This window comes from Streptomyces sp. NPDC050759 (assembly GCF_044456945.1).
In the GTDB taxonomy this organism is placed as follows: Bacteria; Actinomycetota; Actinomycetes; order Streptomycetales; family Streptomycetaceae; genus Streptomyces.
Genome location: NZ_JBITGI010000030.1, coordinates 32,975 through 57,087, shown reverse-complemented (window position 1 = coordinate 57,087; position 24,113 = coordinate 32,975). Strand labels below are relative to the sequence as shown.

Annotated in this window: 23 protein-coding genes; 6 read left to right on the top strand and 17 right to left on the bottom strand. The window is 69.9% G+C overall.

From position 1 onward, the window contains the following. Window positions 1–5: 5 nt before the first annotated feature. The 3 genes from rpsD to ACIBJB_RS45890 form a co-directional block, all read right to left on the bottom strand. A complete protein-coding gene (rpsD, locus tag ACIBJB_RS45900) occupies window positions 6–620 on the bottom strand; it encodes a 30S ribosomal protein S4 (protein ID WP_037714931.1) in 615 nt (204 codons plus the stop codon). 280 nt (window positions 621–900) lie between these two features. Further along, window positions 901–2,256, bottom strand: a complete 1,356-nt coding sequence (locus ACIBJB_RS45895; RefSeq protein WP_398940119.1) for a replication-associated recombination protein A — start codon at window positions 2,254–2,256, stop codon at window positions 901–903. A gap of 46 nt (window positions 2,257–2,302) precedes the next feature. Next, a complete protein-coding gene (locus ACIBJB_RS45890) occupies window positions 2,303–2,965 on the bottom strand; it encodes a vitamin K epoxide reductase family protein (protein WP_398940118.1) in 663 nt (220 codons plus the stop codon). Window positions 2,966–3,110: 145 nt separating this feature from the next. Here ACIBJB_RS45890 and ACIBJB_RS45885 point away from each other — a divergent pair, with 145 nt between their 5' ends. From ACIBJB_RS45885 to ACIBJB_RS45870, 4 genes are read left to right on the top strand one after another with little or no spacing between them, the layout of a single operon-like run. Then, window positions 3,111–3,977, top strand: coding sequence for an ABC transporter ATP-binding protein (locus ACIBJB_RS45885; protein WP_398940116.1), 867 nt, complete (start codon window positions 3,111–3,113; stop codon window positions 3,975–3,977). After that, on the top strand, window positions 3,974–4,819 hold the full coding sequence (locus ACIBJB_RS45880) for an ABC transporter permease (protein ID WP_398940115.1): 846 nt from the start codon (window positions 3,974–3,976) through the stop codon (window positions 4,817–4,819). The genes ACIBJB_RS45885 and ACIBJB_RS45880 overlap by 4 nt, the downstream gene beginning before the upstream one ends. Further along, on the top strand, window positions 4,816–6,015 hold the full coding sequence (locus tag ACIBJB_RS45875) for a sensor histidine kinase (RefSeq protein ID WP_398940114.1): 1,200 nt from the start codon (window positions 4,816–4,818) through the stop codon (window positions 6,013–6,015). Before ACIBJB_RS45880 ends, ACIBJB_RS45875 begins: the two co-directional genes overlap by 4 nt. Further along, on the top strand, window positions 6,012–6,635 hold the full coding sequence (locus tag ACIBJB_RS45870; RefSeq protein WP_398940113.1) for a response regulator: 624 nt from the start codon (window positions 6,012–6,014) through the stop codon (window positions 6,633–6,635). Before ACIBJB_RS45875 ends, ACIBJB_RS45870 begins: the two co-directional genes overlap by 4 nt. 29 nt (window positions 6,636–6,664) lie before the next feature. On the opposite strand, the gene hisS is transcribed toward ACIBJB_RS45870, so the two are convergent. Both hisS and ACIBJB_RS45860 read right to left on the bottom strand, forming a co-directional pair. Next, entirely contained in the window at window positions 6,665–7,927 is a 1,263-nt protein-coding gene (hisS, locus tag ACIBJB_RS45865; RefSeq protein ID WP_398940112.1) for a histidine--tRNA ligase, read from the bottom strand. A gap of 11 nt (window positions 7,928–7,938) precedes the next feature. Next, the gene (locus ACIBJB_RS45860; protein WP_398940111.1) at window positions 7,939–8,646 is read right to left on the bottom strand and encodes an MBL fold metallo-hydrolase; all 708 of its coding nucleotides are present in this window, start codon (window positions 8,644–8,646) and stop codon (window positions 7,939–7,941) included. 180 nt (window positions 8,647–8,826) lie between these two features. Between ACIBJB_RS45860 and ACIBJB_RS45855 the strand changes: the two genes are divergently transcribed. Then, window positions 8,827–9,642: a peptidylprolyl isomerase gene (locus ACIBJB_RS45855; RefSeq protein ID WP_398940110.1), complete on the top strand. Its 816-nt coding sequence runs from the start codon at window positions 8,827–8,829 to the stop codon at window positions 9,640–9,642. 132 nt (window positions 9,643–9,774) lie between these two features. Next, window positions 9,775–11,004 carry a DUF349 domain-containing protein gene (locus ACIBJB_RS45850; RefSeq protein ID WP_062045071.1) on the top strand — a complete coding sequence of 410 codons (1,230 nt, stop codon included), beginning with the start codon at window positions 9,775–9,777 and terminating at the stop codon, window positions 11,002–11,004. A 54-nt stretch (window positions 11,005–11,058) separates the two neighbouring features. Here ACIBJB_RS45850 and ACIBJB_RS45845 read toward each other — a convergent pair whose 3' ends face one another. From ACIBJB_RS45845 to ACIBJB_RS45790, 12 genes are all read right to left on the bottom strand, one after another. Continuing rightward, on the bottom strand, window positions 11,059–13,590 hold the full coding sequence (locus ACIBJB_RS45845) for a RelA/SpoT family protein (RefSeq protein ID WP_398940109.1): 2,532 nt from the start codon (window positions 13,588–13,590) through the stop codon (window positions 11,059–11,061). A gap of 233 nt (window positions 13,591–13,823) precedes the next feature. Beyond that, window positions 13,824–14,372, bottom strand: a complete 549-nt coding sequence (locus ACIBJB_RS45840) for an adenine phosphoribosyltransferase (protein ID WP_398940108.1) — start codon at window positions 14,370–14,372, stop codon at window positions 13,824–13,826. Beyond that, window positions 14,369–15,475 carry a protein translocase subunit SecF gene (secF, locus tag ACIBJB_RS45835; protein ID WP_398940142.1) on the bottom strand — a complete coding sequence of 369 codons (1,107 nt, stop codon included), beginning with the start codon at window positions 15,473–15,475 and terminating at the stop codon, window positions 14,369–14,371. The genes ACIBJB_RS45840 and secF overlap by 4 nt, the downstream gene beginning before the upstream one ends. A gap of 2 nt (window positions 15,476–15,477) precedes the next feature. Then, window positions 15,478–17,241, bottom strand: a complete 1,764-nt coding sequence (gene secD, locus ACIBJB_RS45830; RefSeq protein ID WP_398940107.1) for a protein translocase subunit SecD — start codon at window positions 17,239–17,241, stop codon at window positions 15,478–15,480. 131 nt (window positions 17,242–17,372) lie between these two features. After that, entirely contained in the window at window positions 17,373–17,906 is a 534-nt protein-coding gene (yajC, locus tag ACIBJB_RS45825; RefSeq protein ID WP_398940106.1) for a preprotein translocase subunit YajC, read from the bottom strand. A 174-nt stretch (window positions 17,907–18,080) separates the two neighbouring features. After that, entirely contained in the window at window positions 18,081–19,151 is a 1,071-nt protein-coding gene (gene ruvB / locus ACIBJB_RS45820; protein ID WP_398940105.1) for a Holliday junction branch migration DNA helicase RuvB, read from the bottom strand. A 25-nt stretch (window positions 19,152–19,176) separates the two neighbouring features. Further along, complete coding sequence (gene ruvA, locus ACIBJB_RS45815; RefSeq protein ID WP_398940104.1) at window positions 19,177–19,782, bottom strand: Holliday junction branch migration protein RuvA; 606 nt, start codon at window positions 19,780–19,782, stop codon at window positions 19,177–19,179. After that, window positions 19,779–20,318, bottom strand: a complete 540-nt coding sequence (gene ruvC, locus ACIBJB_RS45810; RefSeq protein ID WP_398940141.1) for a crossover junction endodeoxyribonuclease RuvC — start codon at window positions 20,316–20,318, stop codon at window positions 19,779–19,781. The genes ruvA and ruvC overlap by 4 nt, the downstream gene beginning before the upstream one ends. A 131-nt stretch (window positions 20,319–20,449) precedes the next feature. Next, a complete protein-coding gene (locus ACIBJB_RS45805) occupies window positions 20,450–21,202 on the bottom strand; it encodes a YebC/PmpR family DNA-binding transcriptional regulator (RefSeq protein WP_398940103.1) in 753 nt (250 codons plus the stop codon). Between the two features lie 49 nt (window positions 21,203–21,251). Further along, on the bottom strand, window positions 21,252–21,857 hold the full coding sequence (gene pdxT, locus ACIBJB_RS45800; RefSeq protein ID WP_398940102.1) for a pyridoxal 5'-phosphate synthase glutaminase subunit PdxT: 606 nt from the start codon (window positions 21,855–21,857) through the stop codon (window positions 21,252–21,254). A gap of 6 nt (window positions 21,858–21,863) precedes the next feature. Beyond that, window positions 21,864–22,769, bottom strand: coding sequence for a pyridoxal 5'-phosphate synthase lyase subunit PdxS (gene pdxS, locus ACIBJB_RS45795; protein ID WP_352247992.1), 906 nt, complete (start codon window positions 22,767–22,769; stop codon window positions 21,864–21,866). A 115-nt stretch (window positions 22,770–22,884) separates the two neighbouring features. Next, entirely contained in the window at window positions 22,885–23,427 is a 543-nt protein-coding gene (locus ACIBJB_RS45790; protein ID WP_398940101.1) for a hypothetical protein, read from the bottom strand. Between the last annotated feature and the right edge of the window lie 686 nt (window positions 23,428–24,113).

Genomic DNA, 24,113 nt, shown 5'->3' with positions numbered 1-24,113 from the left:
GGTGATCAGCGGGCGTAGTACTCGACGACGAGCTGCTCGTCGCAGATCACCGGGATCTCCTTGCGGTTCGGCTCACGGTCCAGGCGGAAGGCCAGGGCGCGGAGGTTCACCTGGAGGTAGCGCGGGGTCTCGCCGTCGGGGGCGAAGCCGCCCTCACGGGCGATCGAGAAGAGGGTCTTCTCGCGGCTGCGCTCGCGGACCATCACGACGTCGTCGGGACGGACGCGGAAGGACGGCTTGTCGACCTTCTGACCGTTGACCTCGATGTGGCCGTGGACGACCATCTGGCGGGCCTGGTAGATGGTGCGGGCGATGCCCGAACGCAGGACCAGGGCGTCGAGACGGCGCTCGAGCTCGATGACCAGGGCCTCACCGGTCTTGCCCTGGGTCTTGGCGGCACGCTCGTAGGCGCGGACGAGCTGACGCTCGGACACGTCGTACTGCGCGCGCAGACGCTGCTTCTCGAGCAGACGGACCTTGTAGTCCGAGTTCTGCTTGCGGCCACGGCCGTGCTCACCCGGCGGGTAGGGACGGGCCTCGAAGTACTTCACGGCCTTCGGGGTCAGCGCGATGCCGAGGGCACGCGACTTCTTGACCTTGGGGCGGGGCTGGTTCGCCACTGTCTCTCATTTCCTGGTTTTCGGCTTGTCAGGGTTGAGGGAGGTCGCATCCGCAGCCGGGGAAACCCGCCGGGTCCTCGAGGAACCTGGTGGGCAGCCGCTCCCCTGGTCTGGGCACATACGTGCAGCACGCGAGTGGCCCACCTACCGCTGACGGTGGTGGGCTGCCCGCGACACCATTCGAACGGTGCGCGACGCTCCTGGAACCCGCTGGGGGTTCCGGCTGACCGTCCCGTTCTGACTGCACGGGACACAGCGCTTCGAGGATTCTACAGGGTGCTCAGGACCGCTTGCGACCGAGGTGCTTGCGGGTCCACTCCACGGCGTCCGCGTACCGTGCCTCGGCGCCGTGCCGGGTGGGTTCGTAGTACGCGCGGTCCTTGACGGCGTCCGGGGCGTACTGCTGCTCGGCGATCCCCTCGGGCAGGTCGTGCGGGTAGACGTACCCCTGCGCGTGCCCGAGTTTGGCGGCGCCCTTGTAGTGCCCGTCGCGCAGATGCGGCGGCACCGGCCCGGCCAGCCCCTTGCGTACGTCCTCCATCGCGGCGCCGATGGCCGTCGTCGCGGCGTTGGACTTCGGGGCCAGGGCGAGGGCGATGGTGGCGTGGCTCAGTGTCAGCGCGGCCTCGGGGAAGCCGATCATGGCGACGGCCTGGGCGGCGGCGACCGCGATGGGCAGGGCGTTCGGGTCGGCGAGGCCGATGTCCTCGCTGGCGGAGATCATCAGCCGACGGGCGATGAAGCGGGGGTCCTCACCGGCCTCGATCATGCGGGCCAGGTAGTGCAGGGCCGCGTCCACGTCGGAGCCCCTGATGGACTTGATGAGGGCGCTGGCCACGTCGTAGTGCTGGTCGCCGTCGCGGTCGTACGTGACGGCCGCGCGGTCGACCGTCTCCTCCAGCGTGGTGAGGGTGATCTCCGGCTCGCCCTTGTCGAGGGCGGCCCCGGCGGCGGCCTCCAGGGCGGTCAGGGCACGGCGGGCGTCGCCACCGGCGATCCGCAGGAGGTGGGCCTCGGTGTCCTCGGGGAGGGCGACGGCGTCCTTCAGGCCCCGCTCGTCGCTCAGCGCCCGCTTCAGAAGTGCTTTGACGTCGTCGTCGGTGAGGGGTTCGAGGGTCAGCAGCAGGGACCGGGACAGCAGCGGGGAGATGATCGAGAAGTACGGGTTCTCGGTGGTCGCCGCGATGAGGGTCACCCAGCGGTTCTCGACCGCGGGGAGCAGGGAGTCCTGCTGGGCCTTGCTGAAGCGGTGGATCTCGTCGAGGAAGAGGACGGTCTCCTTGCCGAAGCCGCCGGTGGCGCGGCGGGCGCCCTCGATGACCGCGCGGACCTCCTTGACGCCGGCGGTGATCGCGGAGAGCTCCACGAAGCGCTTGTTGGTGGCCTTGGAGACGACGTACGCCAGGGTCGTCTTGCCGGTGCCGGGCGGGCCCCAGAGGATCACCGAGGAGGGTCCGGCAGGACCGCCGCTGCCCTCGCCGACCAGTCGCCGCAGCGGCGAACCCGGCTTGAGCAGGTGCTGCTGGCCCACCACCTCGTCGAGGGTGCGCGGGCGCATCCGGACCGCCAGGGGACTGCCGGCCGGGTCCTTCTCCTGGCGCTCTTCCGCCGCGGCGGTGAACAGATCGGGCTCCACGTTCAAAACCCTATGTCACGCCACTGACAACGCCGTCGGCCGTGGGTCAGGCCCAGAGCTTGTCGCCCCAGCGGGTCAGGATCAGCATGGCGATGATGCCGCAGTGGGTGACCGGCAGGACCCAGGTGAACTCGGAGAGGAAACGCTTGAGCCAGCCCGGGGACGGCAGCAGGTCGTTGCGGATGTTGAACGAGGTCACGTACCAGAACATCGTGATCGTCGCGACCCAGGCCAGCGAGCACCACAGGCACAGCGCGTTGATGCGGTACAGCGACTGGAACTGCAGCCAGGTGCAGAAGGCCACGCCGAAGAGCGTGCCGAAGTTGAAGGTGAGCCAGTACCAGCGCGGGAAGGTGGCGCGGGCCAGCAGGGTCATGCCGACGCAGATGACGATGCCGTAGCAGACGAGGCCGAGCATCGGGTTGGGGAACCCGAAGGCGGCGGCCTGCTTGCTCTCCATCACGCTGCCGCAGGAGACGATCGGGTTGAGGGAGCAGCTCGGCGTGAACGTCTTGCCGCTGACCTTGCCCTCGAGGATCTTGAACTTGTCGATCGTGATGACCCACGCGGCGAGCAGTCCGGCGGCGCCGGTGATCACCAGCAGCAACGCGAAGACACGGCTGCCGCCCACCGTCCGGGGCGCGGCGTCGGCGCTCGCCGACGAGGGCTCGGGCTCCGTGGAGACGTCTTTCACTGTGGTCTTGCTCATCACGCCGATCCGTCTGCTGGAGAGTGGGACCTTCTTCGGGCAGGGGCCATTCTGCCGCACCCGGAGGCTTGTCCACCGTTCGGTGGACATAAGGAAGTACGCACGGTCGTCCCTGAGCGTTCGGTTCCGGCCGATGCTCACAGGCATGACCACACACGCGAACGAACTCGCGGTGGACGTTCGGGGGCTGCGCAAGCAGTACGGCGACGTGACCGCGGTCGACGGGATCGATCTCGGCATCCGCAGGGGCGAGGTGTTCGGCCTGCTCGGGCCCAATGGCGCGGGCAAGAGCACCACGGTGGAGATCCTCCAGGGCAACCGGGACCGGGACGCGGGGGAGGTGTCCGTGCTCGGCGCGGACCCGGCGCACGGCACGCGCGCGTGGCGTTCAAAAGTCGGAATCGTCTGGCAGGACGAATCCGCGCCCGCCGAGTTGACGGTCGCGGAGACCGTCCGCCATTTCGCCCACTACTACCCACGGCCGCGGGATCCGGAGGAGGTCATCGGACTGGTGGGTCTTGAGGCCAAGGCGGGCAGCCGGATCAAGGCCCTGTCCGGCGGGCAGCGGCGGCGGCTCGACGTGGCGCTCGGTGTGATCGGCGGCCCCGAGTTGCTGCTCCTGGACGAGCCGACGACCGGTTTCGACCCGGCGGCCCGGCGCCAGTTCTGGGACCTGATCCGCAAACTGTCCGACGAGGGCACCACAATCCTGCTCACCACGCACTACCTGGAGGAGGCCGAGGCGCTCGCCGACCGGCTGGCCGTGATCTCCCGGGGAAAGGTCGTCGCCGAGGACGAGCCCGCCGCGCTGCGGGAGCGGTACGGCACCGGCGCCACCGTCGAGTGGACCGAGCCGGACGGCGCCCCGCGCGCGGAGCACACCGACACCCCGACCAGGACGGTCGCCGCGCTGATGCGCCGCTTCGACGGCGAGATCCCGGGGCTCCAGGTCAGCCGCCCCACGCTGGAGGACGTCTACCTCCGGCTCACCGGACAGGAGGACGCGCGATGACCACGACCGCCGTACGGTCCCGGACCGATGCTCGTGCCGGAAGGCTGCCCGGAGTCTGGGGGCTCGGACTGCGGCGGGGGGCTCTGGAGATCAGGCAGTTCTTCCGCCAGCGCGACCAGGTGGTGTTCACCTTCGCCTTCCCGGTGGTCTTCCTGTTCCTGTTCGCGTCGATCTTCCGTGACGACGTGGAGGGGGCGGGTATCAAGGCCTCGCAGCTGTATGTCCCGGCGATGATGGCCGCCGGCATCATGTCGACGAGTTTCCAGTCGCTCGGCATCTCGATCGCCGTCGAGCGGGACGAGAAGGTGCTGCGCAGGCTGCGCGGGACCCCGATGCCGCCGGCGGCGTACTTCCTCGGCAAGATCTGGCTGGTTCTGGTTACCGGCATCCTGGAGACGGCGATCCTGCTGCTCGTCGGCACGACGCTGTACGACGTCGATCTGCCGTCGGACGCCGACCGGTGGTTCGCCTTCGCGTGGATCTTCGTGCTCGGCCTGACGGCGTGCGCGCTGCTCGGCATCGCGATCAGCTCGGTGCCCGACTCCAGCAAGAGCGCGAGCTCGGTGGTCGTCCTGCCCTTCCTGGTCCTCCAGTTCATCTCCGGGGTGTACATCGCGATCGACACGATCCCCGACTGGATGCTGAACATCGGCGCGCTGTTCCCCCTGAAGTGGATGTGCCAGGGGCTGCGTGGGGTGTTCCTGCCGGACTCGGCGCAGGTCCTGGAGCAGGCCGGCGGCTGGGAGTTCGGGCGCATCGCCCTGGTGCTGGGGGCGTGGTGCGTCGGAGGATTGCTGCTGTGTCTGCTGACCTTCCGGTGGAAGAACCGGCGCGACGGATGACCGGTCCGGCGGACGCCGTGGGCGCGTACTCGTGGGACCGTTCCTTCCGGCTCTGGGACACCTACTTCGCGCTGATCTGGCTGGCCACCCTGGTGTTCGTGCTGGGTGCGGGACACCCCGGGTGGCCGGTCCGCGTCACGGCGGCGGCGCTGCTGGTCCCCCTGGTCCCGCTCTTCGTACGGGTCGGGCGTCCCCTGCTCCGGCAGGATCCGCCCGACGCGCGCAAGGCCCTCGCCTACCTCGGCGCGATGATGGCGCTGTTCCTTCCCTCGGCGATCCTGGTCGGCGAGACCCGGCTGATGACCTTCGCTCTCGTCCCCCAGTGCTTCATGACGCTGCGGATGCGGTGGGCTCCGACCGCCGTGGCGGTGATCAATCTCGCCCCCGTGGCGGGCTGGGCGCTGCTGTGGCGGCCGAGCGAGCAGGACGTCTTCTTCAACGGCCTGTTCGCCGTCGTCACCCTGGTCTTCTCGGTGGCCGTCGGCAGCTATGTCATCCGGATCATCGAGCAGAGCCAGGAACGGGCGGCTCTGATCGCCGAGTTGGACTCGAGCCGGCACGAGGTCTCGCGGCTGTCCGCGGCGCACGGGGCACTGACCGAGCGACAGCGGATGGCCCGGGAGATCCACGACACCCTCGCACAGGGTTTCACCAGCCTGCTGATGCTGATCCAGGCCGTCGAGGCCGAGCTCGACCACGACATGCCGCAGGCCCGCCGTCATCTGGCCCTGATGGACGAGACGGCCCGGCTGAACCTCGCCGAGGCACGGGCTCTGGTCGCCGACGGCACCCCCGCCGACCTGGGCGGTGCCACGCTGCCGGACGCCCTGGGCCGGCTGGCGGCCCGGCACTCCGCGAAGCTCGCCGTGACCGGCCGGGTCCGTCCGCTGCCCGCGGGCGCCGAGGTCGTCGCCCTGCGCTCCTGCCAGGAGGCGCTCACGAACTGCCGTAGACACGCGGGGAGTTCGGCGACCGTGACCATCGACCTCGACTACGCCGACGAGCGCCTCACCCTGTCCGTACGGGACGACGGTCACGGCTTCGACCCGGGGGCCGCCCGTGACGGCTACGGTCTGGCGGGGCTTCGTGCCCGCGCCACCGAGGTCGGCGGGACGGTCCGGGTGCACAGTGCGCCCGGCGGCGGCACCACGGTCACCGTCCGTCTGCCCGTACCGCCCGCGAGGAGCTGTCCATGATCCGGATCATCCTGGCCGACGACCACCCGGTCGTACGGGAGGGCCTGCGGGCGATGCTGAGCGCGGAACCGGACCTGGAGGTGATCGCGGACGCGTCCAGCGGGCCGCAGGCGGAGGCGCTGGCGGCCGAACTCCGGCCCGACATCGTGCTGATGGACCTGCGGATGCCGGGCGGCTCGGGCGTCGAGTCGATCGTACGGATGACGGAGGCGGGGCTGCCCAGCCGGGTGATCGTCCTGACGACGTACGAGACGGACCGGGACATCCTGCGGGCCGTGGAGGCGGGCGCGGCCGGCTATCTCCTCAAGGACCTGCCCCGCGCCGAACTGGCCGAGTCCGTACGGGCCGCAGCCCGCGGCGAGACGGTCCTGGCGCCGACCGTCGCCGCCCGCCTGGTCGACCAGCTGCGCACCAGGCCGGAACGGCCGCGACTCTCGGAGCGCGAGACGGCCGTACTGCGCCTCGTCGCCGAGGGCTGCACGAACGCGGAGATCGGGCGCAGGCTGTTCATCGGCGAGTCGACGGTGAAGACCCATCTCCTGCGCGTCTTCGGCAAGTTGGGCGTGGACGACCGGACGGCGGCGGTGACGAGCGCCATGCGGTTCGGGCTGTTGGAGTGAGGGGGCTCGTCCCCCTCACTCCGTCGCGCTCAGCCCAGGCGTGACTCCAGTTCCGCCACGATCTCGTTGACCCCGATCGCCGACTGCTCCCCGGACTCCATGTCCTTCAGCTGTACGACGCCCTCGGCGAGGTCGCGTTCGCCGGCCACGATCGTGTAGCGCGCGCCGCTGCGGTTGGCGTTCTTCATGGCGCCCTTGAGGCCCTTGGCGCCGTAGGAGAAGTCGGCCGCGATGCCCACCTTGCGGAGCTCGGTGACCTTGGCGAACAGGATCCGGCGGGCCTCCTCGCCCAGCGGCACCGCGAACACGCTGGTGGCGGAGGGGAGTTCGAGCTCCACGCCCTCCGCCTCCAGGGCGAGGACCGTGCGGTCGACGCCGAGGGCCCAGCCGACGGACGGGAGCGCGGGGCCGCCGATCATCTCCGACAGACCGTCGTAGCGTCCGCCGCCGCCCACCGCGGACTGGGAGCCCAGACCGTCGTGGACGAACTCGAAGGTCGTGCGGGTGTAGTAGTCGAGGCCGCGCACCAGCTTCGGGTCGTCCTCGAAGGCCACGCCCGCCGCGGTGATCAGCTCGCGGACCTCTTCGTGGTACGCCTTGCAGGCGTCGCAGAGGTAGTCGCGCAGCAGCGGGGCGTCCCCGAGCTGCTTCTGCACGGACTCGCGCTTGTCGTCGAGGACGCGCAGCGGGTTGATGTCCGCCCGGCGCAGGGTGTCCTCGTCGAGGTCCAGGCCGCGCAGGAAGTCCTGGAGCGCGGCCCGGTAGACCGGCCGGCACTCCTTGTCGCCCAGGCTGTTGAGCAGGATGCGGAAGTTCCTGAGGCCCAGCGAACGGTACGCCTGGTCGGCCAGGATGATCAGCTCGGCGTCGAGCGCCGGGTCCTCCGCGCCGATCGCCTCGGCGCCGACCTGCGAGAAGTGCCGGTAACGGCCCTTCTGCGGACGCTCGTAGCGGTAGTACGAGCCGGAGTACCAGAGCTTGACCGGCAGGTTGCCCGTCTTGTGCAGGTTGGCCTCCAGCGCCGCGCGCAGCACGGAGGCCGTGCCCTCGGGGCGCAGGGCCAGCTTGTCGCCGCCCTTGGTCTCGAAGGCGTACATCTCCTTGGTCACGATGTCGGTGGACTCACCGACCCCGCGCGCGAACAGCTCGACGCTCTCGAAGCCGGGCGTCTCGATGTAGCCGTAGCCGGAGGTGCGCAGCGGAGCGGCGATCGCCTCCCGGACGGCCAGGAACTTGGCGCTGTCCGGCGGGATCAGGTCGTACGTGCCCTTGGGGGCCTGAAAGGTGCTCACGAAGTCTCTTGTCACATTCCTCGTCGGGGAGCCTCGGTGGCTCCCTGGCCGTCGGCCACCTCCCGCAGATACGGGTTGGTGGCGCGCTCCTGGCCGATGGTCGTCTGGGGGCCGTGGCCGGACAGCACCACGGTCGAGTCGTCGAGCGGCAGGCACACGCGGGCCAGCGAGTCGAGCATCTCGGCCATGTCACCGCCGGGCAGGTCGGTGCGTCCGATGGAGCCGGCGAAGAGCAGATCACCCGAGAAGAAGACCGAGGGAATCTCGGCCGTCTCGGGCATCCGGAAGGTCACCGACCCCTTGGTATGGCCCGGCGCGTGCGCGACGGACAGCTCCAGCCCCGCGAGCTCCAGCTTCGCGCCGTCGGTCAGCTCCTTGACGTCGTCCGGCTCCCCCACGGTGATCTCGCCCATGAGCGGCATCCCGATGGAACGCCCGAGACCCATCGACGGGTCCTTCATCATGTAGCGGTCCTCGGGGTGGATCCAGGCAGGTACTCCGTGCGCGCCGCACACGGGGACGACCGAGGCCACGTGGTCGATGTGGCCGTGGGTGAGGACGACGGCGACGGGCTTGAGCCGATGCTTCTTCAGCGCTTCCTCGACTCCCTCGGCGGCCTGGTGGCCCGGGTCGATGATCACGCACTCCTCACCGGCGGCGGGGGCGACGAGATAACAGTTCGTCCCCCAGGCCCCGGCGGGGAACCCGGCAATGAGCACGATCGTCCTCGGTTTGTCTAGGTACGGGCGGTCTTCCGGGCGGCTGCCCCAGTGGTCAGAGCCTACCGGCGCTGCCGATTCCTCAGCGAACCCATATACGGTACGGGGCACACGCAGGCGGTCGGTTCATAGGACGCATGCGTACCGGTCGGCGTACGAGACGCATGAGGAGAGAACCCCGTGGTCACCCAGGAACAGCGGAAGCGGCAGCTCGCGCGGGAGAAGTTCTTGCGGCAGCAGCAGCGGCGCACGGCCGCGCGCCGCAAGGCCCGTGTACGCAACTCTGTGATCGCGTCGGTGCTCGGCGTGGTCCTGGTGGGCAGCCTGGCGCTCTACACGTCCGGGGTCATGAAAGACGACGACAAGGCCAGCGCGAGCGCTCAGACCACTCCCAGCGCGACGCCGAGCAAGGCGCCGGACCCGTGTGAGAAGGCGGCCCCCGGCAAGGTCGAGACGCAGACCTGGAAGAAGGAGCCGGCGATGTCCATCGACAAGTCGGCGAAATACACCCTTGACCTCGCGACGACCTGCGGGAAGATCGACATCGCGCTGAAGGCGTCGGCGGCCCCGCACACCGTGAACTCGTTCGACTTCCTGGCGAACAAGGGCTTCTTCGACCACACCAAGTGCCACCGGCTCACCACCAACGGCATCTACGTCCTGCAGTGCGGCGACCCGACGGGCTCCGGCAGCGGCGGACCGGGCTACACCATCCCGGACGAGAACCTGAAGGACAAGAGCCTCAAGTCCAACGTCTACCCGGCGGGCACCGTCGCGATGGCGAACACCGGGCAGGCGCACACCGGCGGGAGCCAGTTCTTCCTCGTCTACGAGGACAGCCAGCTGCCCCCGAGCTACACCCCGTTCGGCACGATCTCGGAATCCGGTATGAAGGTGCTGAAGAAGATCGCCGCGGCCGGTGAGAGCACCGGCGCGGGCGACGGCGCGCCGAACGCGACCGTCGTGATCAACAAGGCGACGGTCAGCAAATCCTGACCGCCAAGTGCGAAATTTCGGTCGCGCGGGATGCGGACAGGCAACCCGCCGGTCGCCTATGTTGGCCGTGACGAAACTGTGGACGATGCCCGGGGGCGCTGAAGCCTCTCGGCATCATGTGGAGGAGGCGCTGTGAGCAGCGACCCGTGGGGCCGCGTCGACGAGACGGGGACCGTGTACGTGCGTACGGCCGACGGCGAGCAGGTCGTCGGTTCCTGGCAGGCCGGCTCCCCCGAGGAAGCCCTGGCCTACTTCGAGCGCAAGTACGAGGGCCTGGTTGTCGAGATCGGCCTCCTCGAGAAGCGGGTGAAGACCACCGACCTGTCGGCGAAGGACGCTCAGGCGGCCATCGACCACATCCGCGAGCAGGTCGACGCGCATCACGCGGTCGGCGACCTGGACGCGCTCAAGGTGCGGTTGGACAAGCTCGTGGAGACCGTCGACAAGCGCCGCGAGGAGCGCAAGCAGCAGCGCGCGAAGCAGTCCGACGAGGCCCGGCACGCCAAGGAGGCGCTGGTCGTCGAGGCGGAGGAGCTGGCCCAGTCCGACCAGTGGCGGGCCGCCGGTGAGCGGCTGCGCGCGCTGGTGGACACCTGGAAGGGTCTGCCCCGCCTGGACCGCAAGTCGGACGACGAGCTGTGGCACCGCTTCTCGCACGCGCGCTCGGCGTTCTCCAAGCGCCGCAAGGCCCACTTCGCGTCGCTGGACGCGCAGCGCGAGGACGCCCGCAGGACCAAGGAGCGCCTGGTCGGCGAGGCCGAGGCGCTGTCCGGGTCGACGGACTGGGGTCCGACGGCCGCGCGCTACCGCGAGCTGATGGCCGAGTGGAAGGCGGCCGGCCGCGCCCAGCGCGAGCACGAGGACGACCTGTGGAACCGCTTCCGCGGCGCCCAGGACGTGTTCTTCGCCGCCCGCAGCTCGGTCTTCGCCGAGCGGGACGCCGAGCAGACCGAGAACCTCAAGCTGAAGGAGGAGCTGGCCGAGGAGGCCGAGAAGCTCCTGCCGATCGGTGACCTGAAGAGCGCCCGCGCCGCCTTCCGCGCGATCAACGAGCGCTGGGAGGCCATCGGTCACGTCCCGCGGGACGCCCGGCCGAAGGTCGAGGGCCGGATGCACGCCGTCGAGCGCGCCCTCCAGGAGGCCGAGGAGACCGAGTGGCGCCGGACCAACCCGGAGGCACGCGCGCGTGCCGCGGGTCTGACCGGCCAGCTCCAGGCCGCCGTGGACAAGCTCAGGGGCCAGATCGACCAGGCACGCGCCCAGGGCAACAACGCCAGGGCCGACAAGCTGGAGCGTGAGCTGGAGGGCCGCCAGGCGCTCCTGGACCAGGCCCTCAAGGGTCTCCAGGAGTTCGGCGGCTGAGGCCGTATGGGAAAGGGCCCCGCACCTTGGGTGCGGGGCCCTTTCCCGTGTCTGCTACGACCGGTTCCGCGCCGAGGTCACGCGGTAGACGTCGTACACGCCCTCGACTCCCCTGACCGCCTTCAGGACGTGACCGAGGTGCTTCGGGTCGCCCATCTCGAAGGTGAAGCGGGAGGTGGCGACGCGGTCGCGGGAGGTCTGTACGGCCGCGGAGAGGATGTTGACGTGCTGGTCGGACAGGACGCGGGTGACGTCGGAGAGGAGCCGGGAGCGGTCCAGGGCCTCGACCTGGATGGCGACCAGGAAGACCGAGGACTGCGTGGGCGCCCACTCGACCTCGAGGATGCGCTCGGGCTCGCGGGACAGTGAGTCCACGTTGACGCAGTCGCTGCGGTGAACCGATACGCCACTACCGCGGGTGACGAAACCGATGATCGGGTCGCCGGGGACGGGTGTGCAACAGCGGGCCAGCTTGACCCACACGTCCTCGACACCCTTGACGACGACGCCCGGGTCGGTGTTGGAGCGCCGCTTGCGACGGCCGCGGCTCGGAACCGACTCGTCGATCTCCTCGGTGGCCGCTTCCTCGCCGCCGAGCGCGGAGACGAGTTTCTGCACGATGTTCTGCGCGGAGACATGTCCCTCGCCGATCGCCGCGTACAGGGCGGAGATGTCGGAGTACCGCATCTCGTGCGCGAGCGTGACGAGCGAGTCACCGGTGAGGATGCGCTGGATCGGCAGGTTCTGTTTGCGCATCGCGCGGACGATGGCGTCCTTGCCCTGCTCGATCGCCTCGTCGCGGCGCTCCTTGGAGAACCAGGCGCGGATCTTGTTGCGCGCCCGCGGCGACTTCACGAAGTTCAGCCAGTCCCGGGACGGCCCTGCCCCGGGTGCCTTGGAGGTGAAGACCTCGACGAGGTCGCCGTTGTCCAGGGTCGATTCGAGCGGTACGAGACGGCCGTTGACGCGGGCTCCTATGGTGCGGTGGCCCACCTCGGTGTGCACCGCGTAGGAGAAGTCGACCGGTGTGGCACCGGCCGGCAGCGCTATGACGTCGCCCTTGGGGGTGAAGACGAAGACCTCGTTGCGGGAGAGGTCGAAGCGCAGGGACTCCAGGAACTCGCCGGGGTCCTCGGTCTCCTTCTGCCAGTCCAGGAGTTGGCGCAGCCACGCCATGTCGTTGAGGTGGTCGTCCTTGCCGGTGGTCCGCGGCTGGTCCGAGCGCACCTTGGAGGTACCGGCGACGGCCTCCTGCTTGTACTTCCAGTGCGCGGCGATGCCGTACTCGGCGCGGCGGTGCATGTCGAACGTACGGATCTGGAGTTCGACCGGCTTGCCGTTCGGCCCGATGACCGTGGTGTGCAGCGACTGGTACATGTTGAACTTGGGCATCGCGATGTAGTCCTTGAACCGGCCGGGGACCGGGTTCCATCGCGCGTGCACGGTGCCGAGGGCGGCGTAGCAGTCGCGGACGGTGTCGACGAGGACTCGGATGCCGACCAGGTCGTAGATCTCCGCGAAGTCGCGGCCGCGGACGATCATCTTCTGGTAGACGCTGTAGTAGTGCTTCGGCCGCCCGGTGACGGTGGCCTTGATCCGGGCCGCGCGCAGGTCGGACTGCACCTCGTCGGTCACTATGGCCAGGTACTCGTCGCGCTTGGGCGCCCGCTCTGCCACCAGCCGTACGATCTCGTCGTACATCTTCGGGTAGAGGATCGCGAAGGCGAGGTCCTCCAGCTCCCACTTGATGGTGTTCATGCCGAGGCGGTGGGCGAGCGGGGCGTAGATCTCCAGCGTCTCGCGCGCCTTCTTCTCCTGCTTCTCGCGCTTGAGATAGCGCATGGTGCGCATGTTGTGCAGGCGGTCGGCGAGCTTGATGACCAGGACGCGGGGGTCCTTGGCCATCGCCACGACCATCTTGCGCACGGTCTCCGCCTGCGCGGCCTCGCCGAACTTGACCTTGTCGAGCTTGGTGACGCCGTCGACGAGCAGGGCCACGGAGTCGCCGAAGTCGCGGCGGAGCTGGTCGAGGCCGTACTCGGTGTCCTCGACGGTGTCGTGCAGCAGGCCCGCCATGAGGGTGGCCGGGTCCATGCCGAGCTCGGCAAGGATCGTGGTCACCGCGAGGGGGTGGGTGATGTACGGGTCGCCGCTCTTGCGCTTCTGGCCGCGGTGCCAGCGCTCGGCGACCTGGTAGGCCTTCTCGATCTGGCGGAGCGTGGCGGTCTCGATCTTCGGGTCGTTGCTGCGCACTATCCGCAGCAAGGGCTCCAGGACCGGGTTGTACGGGTTGGAGCGCTGGACGCCGAGGCGGGCGAGACGGGCACGGACGCGGTTGGAGGAGCCGGTACGGGCGGGCTGGCCCGCGCTGGGACGGGCCGCTGGGGTAGCCGACGTGGAGCCCTCGGGCGTCGCGGGCTTGGGCCGGGGCGGTTCGGCCGGCTTGTCGACGGGCGCCGACTGGGCGTGCTCGACCGGCCCGCGGGCGTCGTTCGTCGCGCTCTTCGCGTCCGGCGCGGGCTTGGCCGCGGGCGCCGAGTCGGGCTCGGGCTTGGCGGCGGTAAGGGGCTGGGCCTCGTCTGGCAAGAGGACTCCTCGTGCGCGATCCGGGTCCCCCGGTCAGGCTCCGGAGACCCCATGGTAGCGATCCTGCGCCCGGGGATCGCCTTCAGCCCGATGTGGGGGACGTCTACACGTGCAACAAGAGGCGCTCCCGCATGATTCCTGAGGGTGGCCCGGGCCGCGGCGGACAGCGCCCGGCTCACATGCGAACGGCCGCCCCGAAGAGGGACGGCCGTTCGTGCGGGGCTTGCTGTGGGTCAGACCTTGAGGAGTGACTCCAGCGGGGCTCCGGCCAGCGCCGGCTCCAGGCGGGCCCGGCCGCCCAGGAAGCCCAGTTCCATCAGGACCGCGAGGCCTGCGACCTCGGCGCCCGCTCGGCGGATCAGCTCGATCGAGGCCTCGGCGGTGCCGCCGGTGGCCAGGACGTCGTCGACGATCAGGATGCGGTCGTCGGCGGACAGGTCCTCCGCGTGCACCTCGATCTCCGCCGAGCCGTACTCCAGGTCGTACGCCTGGCTGAGGGTCGCCCCGGGGAGCTTGCCCGCCTTCCGTACGGGGATGAAGCCGAGGCCCGCGCGGATCGCGACCGGGGCGCCGAGGATGAAGCCCCGGGCCTCCAGGCCGACGACCTTCGTGGCGCCGGTGTTCGCCGCGACCGCCGCCAGCGCGTCGGTGAGCGCCGAGAACGCCGCAGGGTCCGCCAGGAGCGGGGTGATGTCCTTGAACATCACTCCTGGCTCCGGATAGTCGGCCACATCACGGATACGGCTGAGCAGCAGCGCCGTGACGTCGGTGAGCTCGGTCATCGGCGCTTCCCCGAGGGACGGCCACGGCCCCGGCCCCGGGACGCGGGCTGGGTGCGCGGACCGACGACCGCGGGGGCGGCGTCGTCGTCCGGCTCGTCGGAGACGGGACGCGCGTCGGCCGTCTCCTCCTCGGCGGACGCCTGGGCACGCTTGGCCAGGACCCGCTTCCTGAGGGCCTTGATCGCCGGCTCGCGTTCCTTGAGGTCGGCGACGAGCGGGGTGGCGATGAAGATCGAGGAGTAGGCACCGGCGGCGAGACCGACGAACAGCGACAGCGAGATGTCGTTGAGCGTGCCCGCGCCGAGGAAGCCGCCACCGATGAACAGCAGGCCCGCCACCGGGAGCAGCGCGACCACCGTGGTGTTGATCGAACGGACCAGGGTGCCGTTGATCGAACGGTTGGCGATGTCGCTGTACGTCCACCGGTTCTGCTTGGTGATGTCCTTGGTCTGCTCCTTGAGGGAGTCGAAGACGACCACCGTGTCGTAGAGCGAGTAACCGAGGATGGTCAGCAGACCGATCACCGTGCCCGGCGTGACCTCGAAGCCGACGAGGGCGTAGATGCCTACGGTGATGGTGATGTCGTGGATCAGGGCGACGAGCGCCGCGATGGCCATGCGCCATTCGAAGGCGATCGCCAGATAGATCACGACGAGGACCATGAAGATCGCCAGGCCCTGCCAGGCCTTGTTGGCGATCTGGTCGCCCCAGCTGGGTCCGACCAGGTCGGCGGCGATGGTCTCCGGGTCGACCTTGAAGTCCTTGGCCAGGTCGGTCTTGATCTGGTCGGACTGCTGGGTGTCCATACCGGCGATCTGGATGCGCAGCGTGCCGTTGCCGAGCTTCTGCACGACGGCGTCGTGGCCGGATGCTTCCTTCGCGTAGTCCTCGGCCTGGGAGACCGAGACACTGGTCTTCTGGGTGGTGAAGACCGCGCCGCCCTGGAAGTCGATGCCCATGTTGAGGCCGCGTACCGCGAGGCCCACGATCGCCGTGATGGTGATCAGGATCGAGATGCCGTACCAGAGCTTGCGGTGACCGATGAAGTCGTAGCTGATCTCGCCACGGTGCAGTCGGGCGCCGAGGTTGCCGAGTTTCGACATGCTCACGCCTCCTTCGTCTCAACGGGGGCGGGACGGCGGGTGCGGCGCAGCGGGGGCTTGGCACCCAGACTCTTCGGGTCGAGGCCGGACCACTTGCTGCCGCTCGCGAAGAACTTCCGACGGGCCAGCAGCGTCATCAGCGGCTTGGTGAAGAAGAAGACCACGACGACGTCGAGCACGGTGGTCAGGCCGAGCGTGAACGCGAAGCCCTGGACCTTGCCGACCGTCACGATGAACAGCACCGCGGCGGCGAGGAACGACACGAAGTCGGAGACCAGGATGGTGCGCCGGGCACGCGGCCAGGCCCGCTCGACGGCGGGACGCAGCGAGCGGCCCTCCCGGATCTCGTCCCTTATGCGTTCGAAGTACACGATGAACGAGTCCGCGGTGATACCGATGGCGACGATGGCACCGCACACGGCCGGCAGGTTCAGCGCGAAGCCGATGGCCGGGCCGAGCAGCGCCATGAGCACGTAGGTGAGGATGCCGGAGACCAGCAGCGAGGCCATCGCGACGAGCGACAGGCCCCGGTAGTACGCCACCAGGTAGATCACGACCAGGAGGAGGCCGATGGCACCGGCGAGGAGACCGGCGTGCAGCTGGTCACCGCCGAGCGCCGCGGTCACCGTGGTCACGCTCTGCTCCTTGAAGGAGAGCGGAAGGGCGCCGTACGACAGCATGTTGGCGAGGTTCTGGGCCTCCTCCTGCGTGAAGCTGCCGGAGATCTGGGCGCTGCCGCCGGTGATCGAGGAGCTGACGTAGGGGCTGGAGACGACCTCGCCGTCGAGGACGATGCCGAACTCGTTCTGCGGCTGGGTGTTCTTCGCGAGCTGGCCCGTGATGTCCGCGAACTTCTTGGAGCCCTTGCCGTTGAAGGTCATGGTGACCTGCCAGCCGGCGGCGGTCTGGGTGTCGAAGACCGCCTGGGCCTTCTTGACCTCGGTGCCGTCGACGGCGGCCGGGCCGAGCAGGTACTTGTACCAGACGCCGGAGCTCTCGCCGCAGCCCACCGTGGTGTCGGTCGGCTTGGCGCCGTCGCCGGCGGTGTTGCGCTGCGCCTTCTTGGAGCAGTCCAGGGCGGTGTACTGGGCCTGGAGCTTGGCCTGGGCGGAGGAGGTGTCGGTGCCGCCGCTCGCGGGGGCCGACGGGGACGCGGAGCTCGACGCGCTCGCGGACGCCGACGGCGTGGAGTCCGCCTTCAGCGCGTCGGTGACGGCGCGGCCCTGCGAGGTGGCGGAGGCCGACGGGGAGGACGACGAGGTCGCCTTCTCACCCGTGGAACCGGACTTGCTCGCGGAGGGGCTCGGCGACGCGGTCGAGGAGCCGCTCGCTGACGGGCTCGGCGAGGTGGCCGCGGCGCCGCCGGTGGCCTCCTGGGCCAGGACCGGGCGGAAGTACAGCTTGGCGGTGGTGCCGACCTGGTCGCGGGCCTCTTGGGAGTTGGTGCCCTTCGGGATGTTCACGATGATGTTGCGATCACCCTGGGTCTGCACCTCCGCCTCGGAGACGCCCAGGCCGTTGACACGGCGGTTCATGATGTCGACCGCGGTGTCCATGTTGGCCTTGTTGATCGCGGACCCCTGGTCGGCCTTGGCCTCCAGCGTGATGCTGGTGCCTCCGGCAAGGTCGATGCCGAGGCGCGGGGTGGTGTGCCCGGAGAGGAACATTCCACCGGTGAGCGCCACGATGGCGATCAGGATCAGGGCCAGCGCGCGCCCTGGCTTGCTCTGGGCACTCGCGCTCCGGCCCCTTTTAGGTGCTGCCACCTTCTCGTACTCCCTCTCGGGCCGCTCTCGCGCCGGATCGGCGGGCGGGCGGCCATGACTGGTGTCGGGATCCCGTGCGAGCCGCGCAGGTCCGGGGCGCGCGGAGTTGGTCCGCGCGCCCCGGAGTGCGACTACTTCGCGCCGGAGTCGCCGTCGGTCTTCTTCGGCTCGTCGTCCGACTTCGCCTCGGTTGCCTCGCTCTCGGCGTCGGCCTTGGCGGGCGCCTCGTCGGCGGGCTCCTCGGCCGTGTCCTTCTTACCGAGGTCGACGGACTTCTCGTCGGAGGCGGCGGCAGCTTCGTCGGCGGACTCGTCGGTCTCGGTGTCGGAGAGGGAGGAGGCGTCGTCCGGGACGACGTCGGAGTCGGACTTCAGGTCGTGCTCGATGCCGTGGACGATGCGGTTGTACTCGTCGTCGGTCAGGACGGCACCGATGGCGTTCTTCGCGAAGAGAAGTTCGACGCCGGGAGCGGCGTCGAGGAGGACCGTGTCCTCGTTGACCTCCTTGACCGTGGCGTACATGCCCCCGATGGTGCGGACGCCACTGCCGGGCTGCATGTCGTTCCGCATGCTGGCGGCCTGCTGCTGCTTCTTCTTGGCCGAGCGGGTCATCAGGAACATGGCCCCGATGAGCACGATGAACGGGAGGAGGGTCACGAGACTCACGGGTCGGTACTTCCTTCACGCGACCGCGAGGTGAGCGGCCTGATGGTTGGGGGTATGTCTGCCGCCGACAAAGGCGGCATCGGCGGAGTCTAAGCGAGTCCGCGCGCAGTGAACAACGCTCAGCATGGCACCAGGGTTCCTGACCGGGCCAATGCCCGCGCCGTCACGATCGCGTCACGTCCCGAACAGGTCCTGTTGTCCGTTTCCTGTGGACGCCGAGCGGGGCGGGGTGAGGCCGAGGTGCGCCCATGCGGCGGGAGTGGCGACCCGTCCGCGGGGCGTGCGGGCGAGCAGGCCCTCGCGCACGAGGAAGGGTTCGGCGACCTCCTCGACGGTCTCGCGCTCCTCCCCCACCGCGACCGCGAGGGTGGACAGGCCGACCGGGCCGCCGCCGAAGAGCTTGAGCAGGGCCTCCAGGACTCCGCGGTCGAGGCGGTCGAGGCCGCGGGCGTCGACCTCGTAGACCTTGAGCGCTGCCGCGGCGATGTCGCGCGTGATGACTCCGTCGGCCCTGACCTGGGCGTAGTCCCGGACCCGGCGCAGCAGACGGTTGGCGATACGGGGCGTGCCGCGGGAGCGGCCCGCGATCTCGGCGGCGCCGTCGGCACCGATCTCGACGTCGAGCAGGTTGGCCGAGCGGTGGATGACGCGTTCAAGCTCGGCGGGTTCGTAGAACTCCATGTGCGCGGTGAAGCCGAAGCGGTCGCGCAGCGGAGGCGGCAGCAGGCCCGCGCGCGTGGTGGCGCCGACCAGCGTGAACGGGGGCAGCTCCAGCGGGATGGCGGTGGCGCCGGGGCCCTTGCCGACGATGACGTCGACGCGGAAGTCCTCCATCGCCATGTAGAGCATCTCCTCGGCGGGCCGCGACATGCGGTGGATCTCGTCGAGGAAGAGAACCTCGCCCTCCTGGAGGGAGGAGAGGATCGCCGCGAGGTCGCCGGCGTGCTGGATGGCGGGGCCGCTGGTGATCCGGATCGGGGCGTTCATCTCGGCCGCGATGATCATCGACAGGGTGGTCTTGCCGAGGCCGGGGGCGCCGGAGAGCAGCACATGGTCGGCGGTGGCACCCCGCGCGCGTGCCGCCCGGAGCACCAGGTCGAGCTGTTCGCGCACCTTCTCCTGGCCGATGAACTCGTCCAGGTCCTTGGGGCGCAGGGCGGCCTCCACCGCCTGGTCCTCACGGTCGGCGGACGCACCGACGAGCCGCTCGGAGGCGCTCGCGTCGGTGGTGTCGTCCCAGTTCATGTGGTGTGCCTCTGTGTCGGGTGGGTCAGCGGGCGCGGTTCAGGGTCTGGAGGGCCGCCTTCAGCAGTTGGCCGACCTGGGGTGTGCCCCCGGCTGCCTCTGCCTGCGGGGCGACGGCGGTGACGGCCTCGTCGGCCTCACGCGTGGCGTATCCGAGGCCGATCAGGGCCGCGTGCAGCTGGTCGCGCCAGCCCTGGGTGACCGGAGCGCCGATCGCGGGCGCGCCGATCGGCTCGCCCAGCCGGTCCTTCAGCTCCAGGAGCAGCTTCTGGGCGCCTTTCTTGCCGATGCCGGGCACGGCGATGAGCGCCTTCTCGTCGCCCGTGGCCACCGCTCGGCGCAGCGCGTCGGGCGCGTGCACCGCCAGCATGGACTGGGCCAGCCGCGGGCCGACTCCGCTCGCGGTCTGCAGCAGTTCGAAGACCTGGCGCTCGTCGTCGTCGACGAAGCCGTAGAGGGTGAGGGAGTCCTCCCGTACGACGAGGGAGGTGGCGAGCTTGGCGGGTTTGCCGAGGCGGAGCGTCGAGAGCGTGTTCGGCGTGCATTGCACCGCCATGCCGATACCGCCGACCTCGACCACGGCGGCGTCGGGAGCGAGTGCGGCGACCGTGCCGCTCACAAAGGCGATCATGCCGTACGGCCTTTCCGTGCTGTGGCTGCGTGCAGGGCGACGGCCTGCTGGAGTCGGTTCTGGGCGGGCGCGCGCCAGATGTGGCAGATGGCGAGCGCGAGGGCGTCGGCGGCGTCGGCCGGCTTGGGCGGGGCGTCGAGCCGCAGCAGGCGGGTGACCATGGCGCCGACCTGGGCCTTGTCGGCGCGTCCGCTGCCGGTGACGGCGGCCTTGACCTCGCTCGGGGTGTGCAGGGCGACGGGCATGCCACGGCGGGCGGCGCACAGCATCGCGACGGCGCTGGCCTGAGCGGTGCCCATCACCGTACGGACGTTGTGCTGGCTGAACACCCGCTCCACGGCGAGGCATTCGGGCCGGTACTCGTCCAGCCACTGCTCGATGCCCTGCTCGACGGCGACGAGCCGCTGCCCCAACTCGGCGTCCGCGGGCGTGCGTACGACCCCGACGCCGATCATCGTGAGCGGCCGGCCGGCGACGCCTTCGACCACGCCGACACCGCACCGCGTCAGTCCGGGGTCCACCCCGAGTACGCGCACGCTCACCCCGCCCTTCGATCTCCTGTTTGTGCAGGCTATCGGGTGCCACCGACAACGGGCGCCAACAACCCCCGGCAACGCGACGGGCCGACGGGGGTGTCCCGTCGGCCCGTTCGAAGGTGAGCGTCGGCTCAGGCGTCGACCTTCTCCATGACCTCGTCGCTCACGTCGAAGTTGGCGAAGACGTTCTGGACGTCGTCGCTGTCCTCGAGGGCGTCGATCAACTTGAAGATCTTCTTGGCCCCTTCCTCGTCCAGCTCGACCTGCATGGTCGGAACGAAGTTGGCGTCGGCGGAGTCGTAGTCGATGCCGGCGTCCTGGAGGGCGGTGCGGACCGCGACCAGGTCGGTGGCCTCGCTGATGACCTCGAAGGACTCCCCGAGGTCGTTGACCTCCTCGGCGCCCGCGTCCAGGACGGCACCGAGGACGTCGTCCTCGGTGAGCTCGCCCTTGGGGACGATGACGACGCCCTTGCGGTTGAAGAGGTACGACACCGAGCCCGGGTCGGCCATGGAGCCGCCGTTGCGGGTCATGGCGACACGGACGTCGGAGGCGGCGCGGTTGCGGTTGTCGGTCAGGCACTCGATGAGCACCGCGACGCCGTTCGGGCCGTAGCCCTCGTACATGATCGTCTCGTAGTCGGCGCCACCGGCCTCGAGACCGCCGCCGCGCTTGACCGCGGAGTCGATGTTCTTGTTCGGGACCGACTGCTTCTTCGCCTTCTGGATGGCGTCGTACAGCGTCGGGTTGCCCTCGATGTCGACTCCGCCCATCCGGGCCGCGACCTCGATGTTCTTGATCAACTTCGCGAAGAGCTTGCCGCGCTTGGCATCGATCACGGCCTTCTTGTGCTTCGTCGTAGCCCATTTAGAGTGGCCGGACATCTGCCTGTCTCCTTCGCGTAACCCATACACACAACGAACGCCAGAGATCCTACAAGGACTCGGCCGTCCGGTTGGCGCGCACCATGTCGACGAACAGGGAGTGCACGCGGTGGTCGCCGGTCAGTTCCGGGTGGAACGACGTGGCGAGCGCGTTGCCCTGACGCACGGCGACGATGTGGCCCTCGTGCTCGGCGAGCACCTCGGCCTCGACGCCGACGGACTCGACCCAGGGGGCGCGGATGAAAACGCCCTCTACAGGATCGCCCTCGACGCCCTTCACGTCGACCGCCGCTTCGAAGGACTCGTTCTGACGTCCGAAGGCGTTGCGGCGCACGATCATGTCGATGCCGCCGATCGTCTCCTGGCCCGAGCGCGGGTCGAGGATCTTGTCGGCCAGCATGATCAGGCCCGCGCAGGTGCCGTAGACAGGCATTCCGGCACGCACACGCGCGCGGAGCGGCTCCATCACGCCGAACAGGACGGCCAGCTTGGAGATGGTGGTGGACTCGCCGCCGGGAATGACGAGGCCGTCCACCTCGGCGAGTTCGTCGGGGCGCCGCACCGGCCTGGCCACGGCGTCGGCCGCGGCCAGGGCCACGAGGTGCTCCCGGACGTCGCCCTGGAGGGCCAGGACGCCTATGACAGGAGTGCTCATGAGTGGTTACCAGCCGCGGTTGGCGTAGCGCTCGGTCTCGGGGAGGGTGTCGCAGTTGATGCCGACCATGGCCTCGCCGAGGTTGCGGGACGCGTCCGCGATGATCTTGGGGTCGTCGTAGAAGGTGGTGGCCTTCACGATGGCGGCGGCGCGCTTGGCCGGGTCGCCGGACTTGAAGATGCCGGAGCCGACGAAGACGCCCTCGGCGCCGAGCTGGCGCATCAGGGCGGCGTCGGCCGGGGTGGCGACGCCGCCGGCGGAGAACAGCACGACCGGGAGCTTGCCGAGTTCGGCGACCTCCTTGACGAGCTCGTACGGGGCGCGCAGCTCCTTGGCGGCGGCGTACAGCTCGTGGTTGTCGTAGCCGCGCAGCCTGGCGATCTCGTTCTTGATCTGGCGCAGGTGGCGGACGGCCTCGACGACGTTGCCGGTGCCGGCCTCGCCCTTGGAGCGGATCATGGCCGCGCCCTCGGCGATGCGGCGCAGGGCCTCGCCCAGGTTGGTGGCGCCGCAGACGAAGGGCGTGGTGAAGGCGAACTTGTCGCTGTGATTGACCTCGTCGGCCGGGGTGAGGACCTCGGACTCGTCGATGTAGTCGACGCCGAGGGACTGCAGGACCTGGGCCTCGACGAAGTGGCCGATGCGGGACTTGGCCATGACCGGGATCGAGACGGCCTCGATGATGCCCTCGATCATGTCCGGGTCGGACATCCGGGCCACGCCGCCGTCCTTGCGGATGTCGGCGGGGACCCGCTCCAGGGCCATGACGGCGACGGCGCCCGCGTCCTCCGCGATCTTCGCCTGCTCCGGCGTGACGACGTCCATGATCACGCCGCCCTTGAGCTGCTCCGCCATACCGCGCTTCACGCGCGCGGTGCCGGTCTCGGGAGCCTGGTTCTCGGTGCTGGACACGGGTTGACCTCGCTGAAGTGAAAGGGACTGCTGCAGCACCGAGGAAACGTCACCGGACCAGGCCACAGCAAGGGCCAATGGAGAGGCGGTGGATCGTTTTGGTGCGGCCCTGGCCCTACGCTGCCCGGTCGACCAGGGCCGCGGGGGGCTCGTCGTCCATCTCGAAGGCCATCGGGAAGGGGGCGTGACCGGCCAGGCGGAACCAGCGGACCTTGCGGTGCTGGCGAAGGCGGCGGGCGGCGCCGACCGCGTCGTTGTGGAAGCGGCGAGCCATCGGGACCCGTCGTACGGCCTCGGTGAGTTCGTGAGCGGCCGCCTCTCCCCCGGGCGCCTCGCGGACCGCCTCCACCTGGGCCGGCTCCGCGAACACGGCCCGCAATGCCTGACTCAGCTCGCTCTCGGCGACCTCCCGCTGCTCCTCCTCGGCCTGCCGGGCAGCGTGCGCGGCCTCGTACAGGACGATCGACGCGGCCGGGTCGAGCACGCCCGCGGTGGCCAGCTCCTGGGCCACGGAGGCACGGCGGAGCAACTGCGCGTCCAGGCCCGCGCGCGTGGCGTCGATCCTGGCGTGCAGCCGGTCGAGACGGCCCGCGGTCCAGCTCAGATAAAGGCCGATCGCGACGAGCGCGACGAGAATCCAGATGAGGGTGGGAGTCACGGGCAGCAAGGCTATCGGGGCGGGTTCGGGCAGGGCGGACCAGGCACGGGACGGACGCACGCGGGCTGCATGAGGGTCCGCCGGGTATGCCTCCTCGGCGCGAGATCGGTCGGCGGGTGAGTGGGGCCGCCCGGCGCGACAAGAGCTCGAGGTGAGCCCGACACGGGGGCGGACCCGATCGCCCGCGAGCCCGGACGCGGCACGAGGTCGTGGCCGTGGCCGTGGCCGTGGCCGTGGCTGTGGCTGTGGCCGTGGCTGTGGCTGTGGCTGTGGCCGACGAGAGGAGACCCAGCACGCCACGAGGTCATCCGCAGCGGGAGGAGACCCGCCACGGGGAGGGTCGGTCTCGGCGGAATGGGCCCCGACGTTGCCCGACCGCCCCGACGTGGCCGAGCCGGCCCCAGCCCTTATCCGGTCAACGGCGTTCCGGTCCCGCACGCCGGCCCCAGTCGAGCCCGCAACCCCGTACCCGGTCATCGGTGAATCGTTGAATTGGGCAGCCCACACGCCGGCCTTGCCCACGCCGGCGGCTTTGCCGGTCGACCGTGGGCGAATCCGCGAACCCCTGCCCCGCCGGTCCACCGCGGGCGAACCCGCAGCCTCATGCCCCACCAGCCCACCGCAGGCCAACCCGCAGCCTCATGCCCCACCAGCCCACCGCAGGCCAACCCGCAGCCTCATGCCCC

Excerpts from the sequence above, each read along its gene's own strand:
- ACIBJB_RS45805 (WP_398940103.1), bottom strand. The coding sequence starts at position 21,202 with ATGTCCGGCCACTCTAAATGGGCTACGACGAAGCACAAGAAGGCCGTG.
- ACIBJB_RS45870 (WP_398940113.1), top strand. The coding sequence starts at position 6,012 with ATGATCCGGATCATCCTGGCCGACGACCACCCGGTCGTACGGGAGGGC.
- ACIBJB_RS45840 (WP_398940108.1), bottom strand. The coding sequence starts at position 14,372 with ATGACCGAGCTCACCGACGTCACGGCGCTGCTGCTCAGCCGTATCCGT.
- ruvA (WP_398940104.1), bottom strand. The coding sequence starts at position 19,782 with ATGATCGCCTTTGTGAGCGGCACGGTCGCCGCACTCGCTCCCGACGCC.
- ACIBJB_RS45880 (WP_398940115.1), top strand. The coding sequence starts at position 3,974 with ATGACCACGACCGCCGTACGGTCCCGGACCGATGCTCGTGCCGGAAGG.
- ACIBJB_RS45875 (WP_398940114.1), top strand. The coding sequence starts at position 4,816 with ATGACCGGTCCGGCGGACGCCGTGGGCGCGTACTCGTGGGACCGTTCC.
- ruvB (WP_398940105.1), bottom strand. The coding sequence starts at position 19,151 with ATGAACTGGGACGACACCACCGACGCGAGCGCCTCCGAGCGGCTCGTC.
- secF (WP_398940142.1), bottom strand. The coding sequence starts at position 15,475 with ATGTCGAAACTCGGCAACCTCGGCGCCCGACTGCACCGTGGCGAGATC.
- ACIBJB_RS45885 (WP_398940116.1), top strand. The coding sequence starts at position 3,111 with ATGACCACACACGCGAACGAACTCGCGGTGGACGTTCGGGGGCTGCGC.
- pdxT (WP_398940102.1), bottom strand. The coding sequence starts at position 21,857 with ATGAGCACTCCTGTCATAGGCGTCCTGGCCCTCCAGGGCGACGTCCGG.
- ACIBJB_RS45890 (WP_398940118.1), bottom strand. The coding sequence starts at position 2,965 with ATGAGCAAGACCACAGTGAAAGACGTCTCCACGGAGCCCGAGCCCTCG.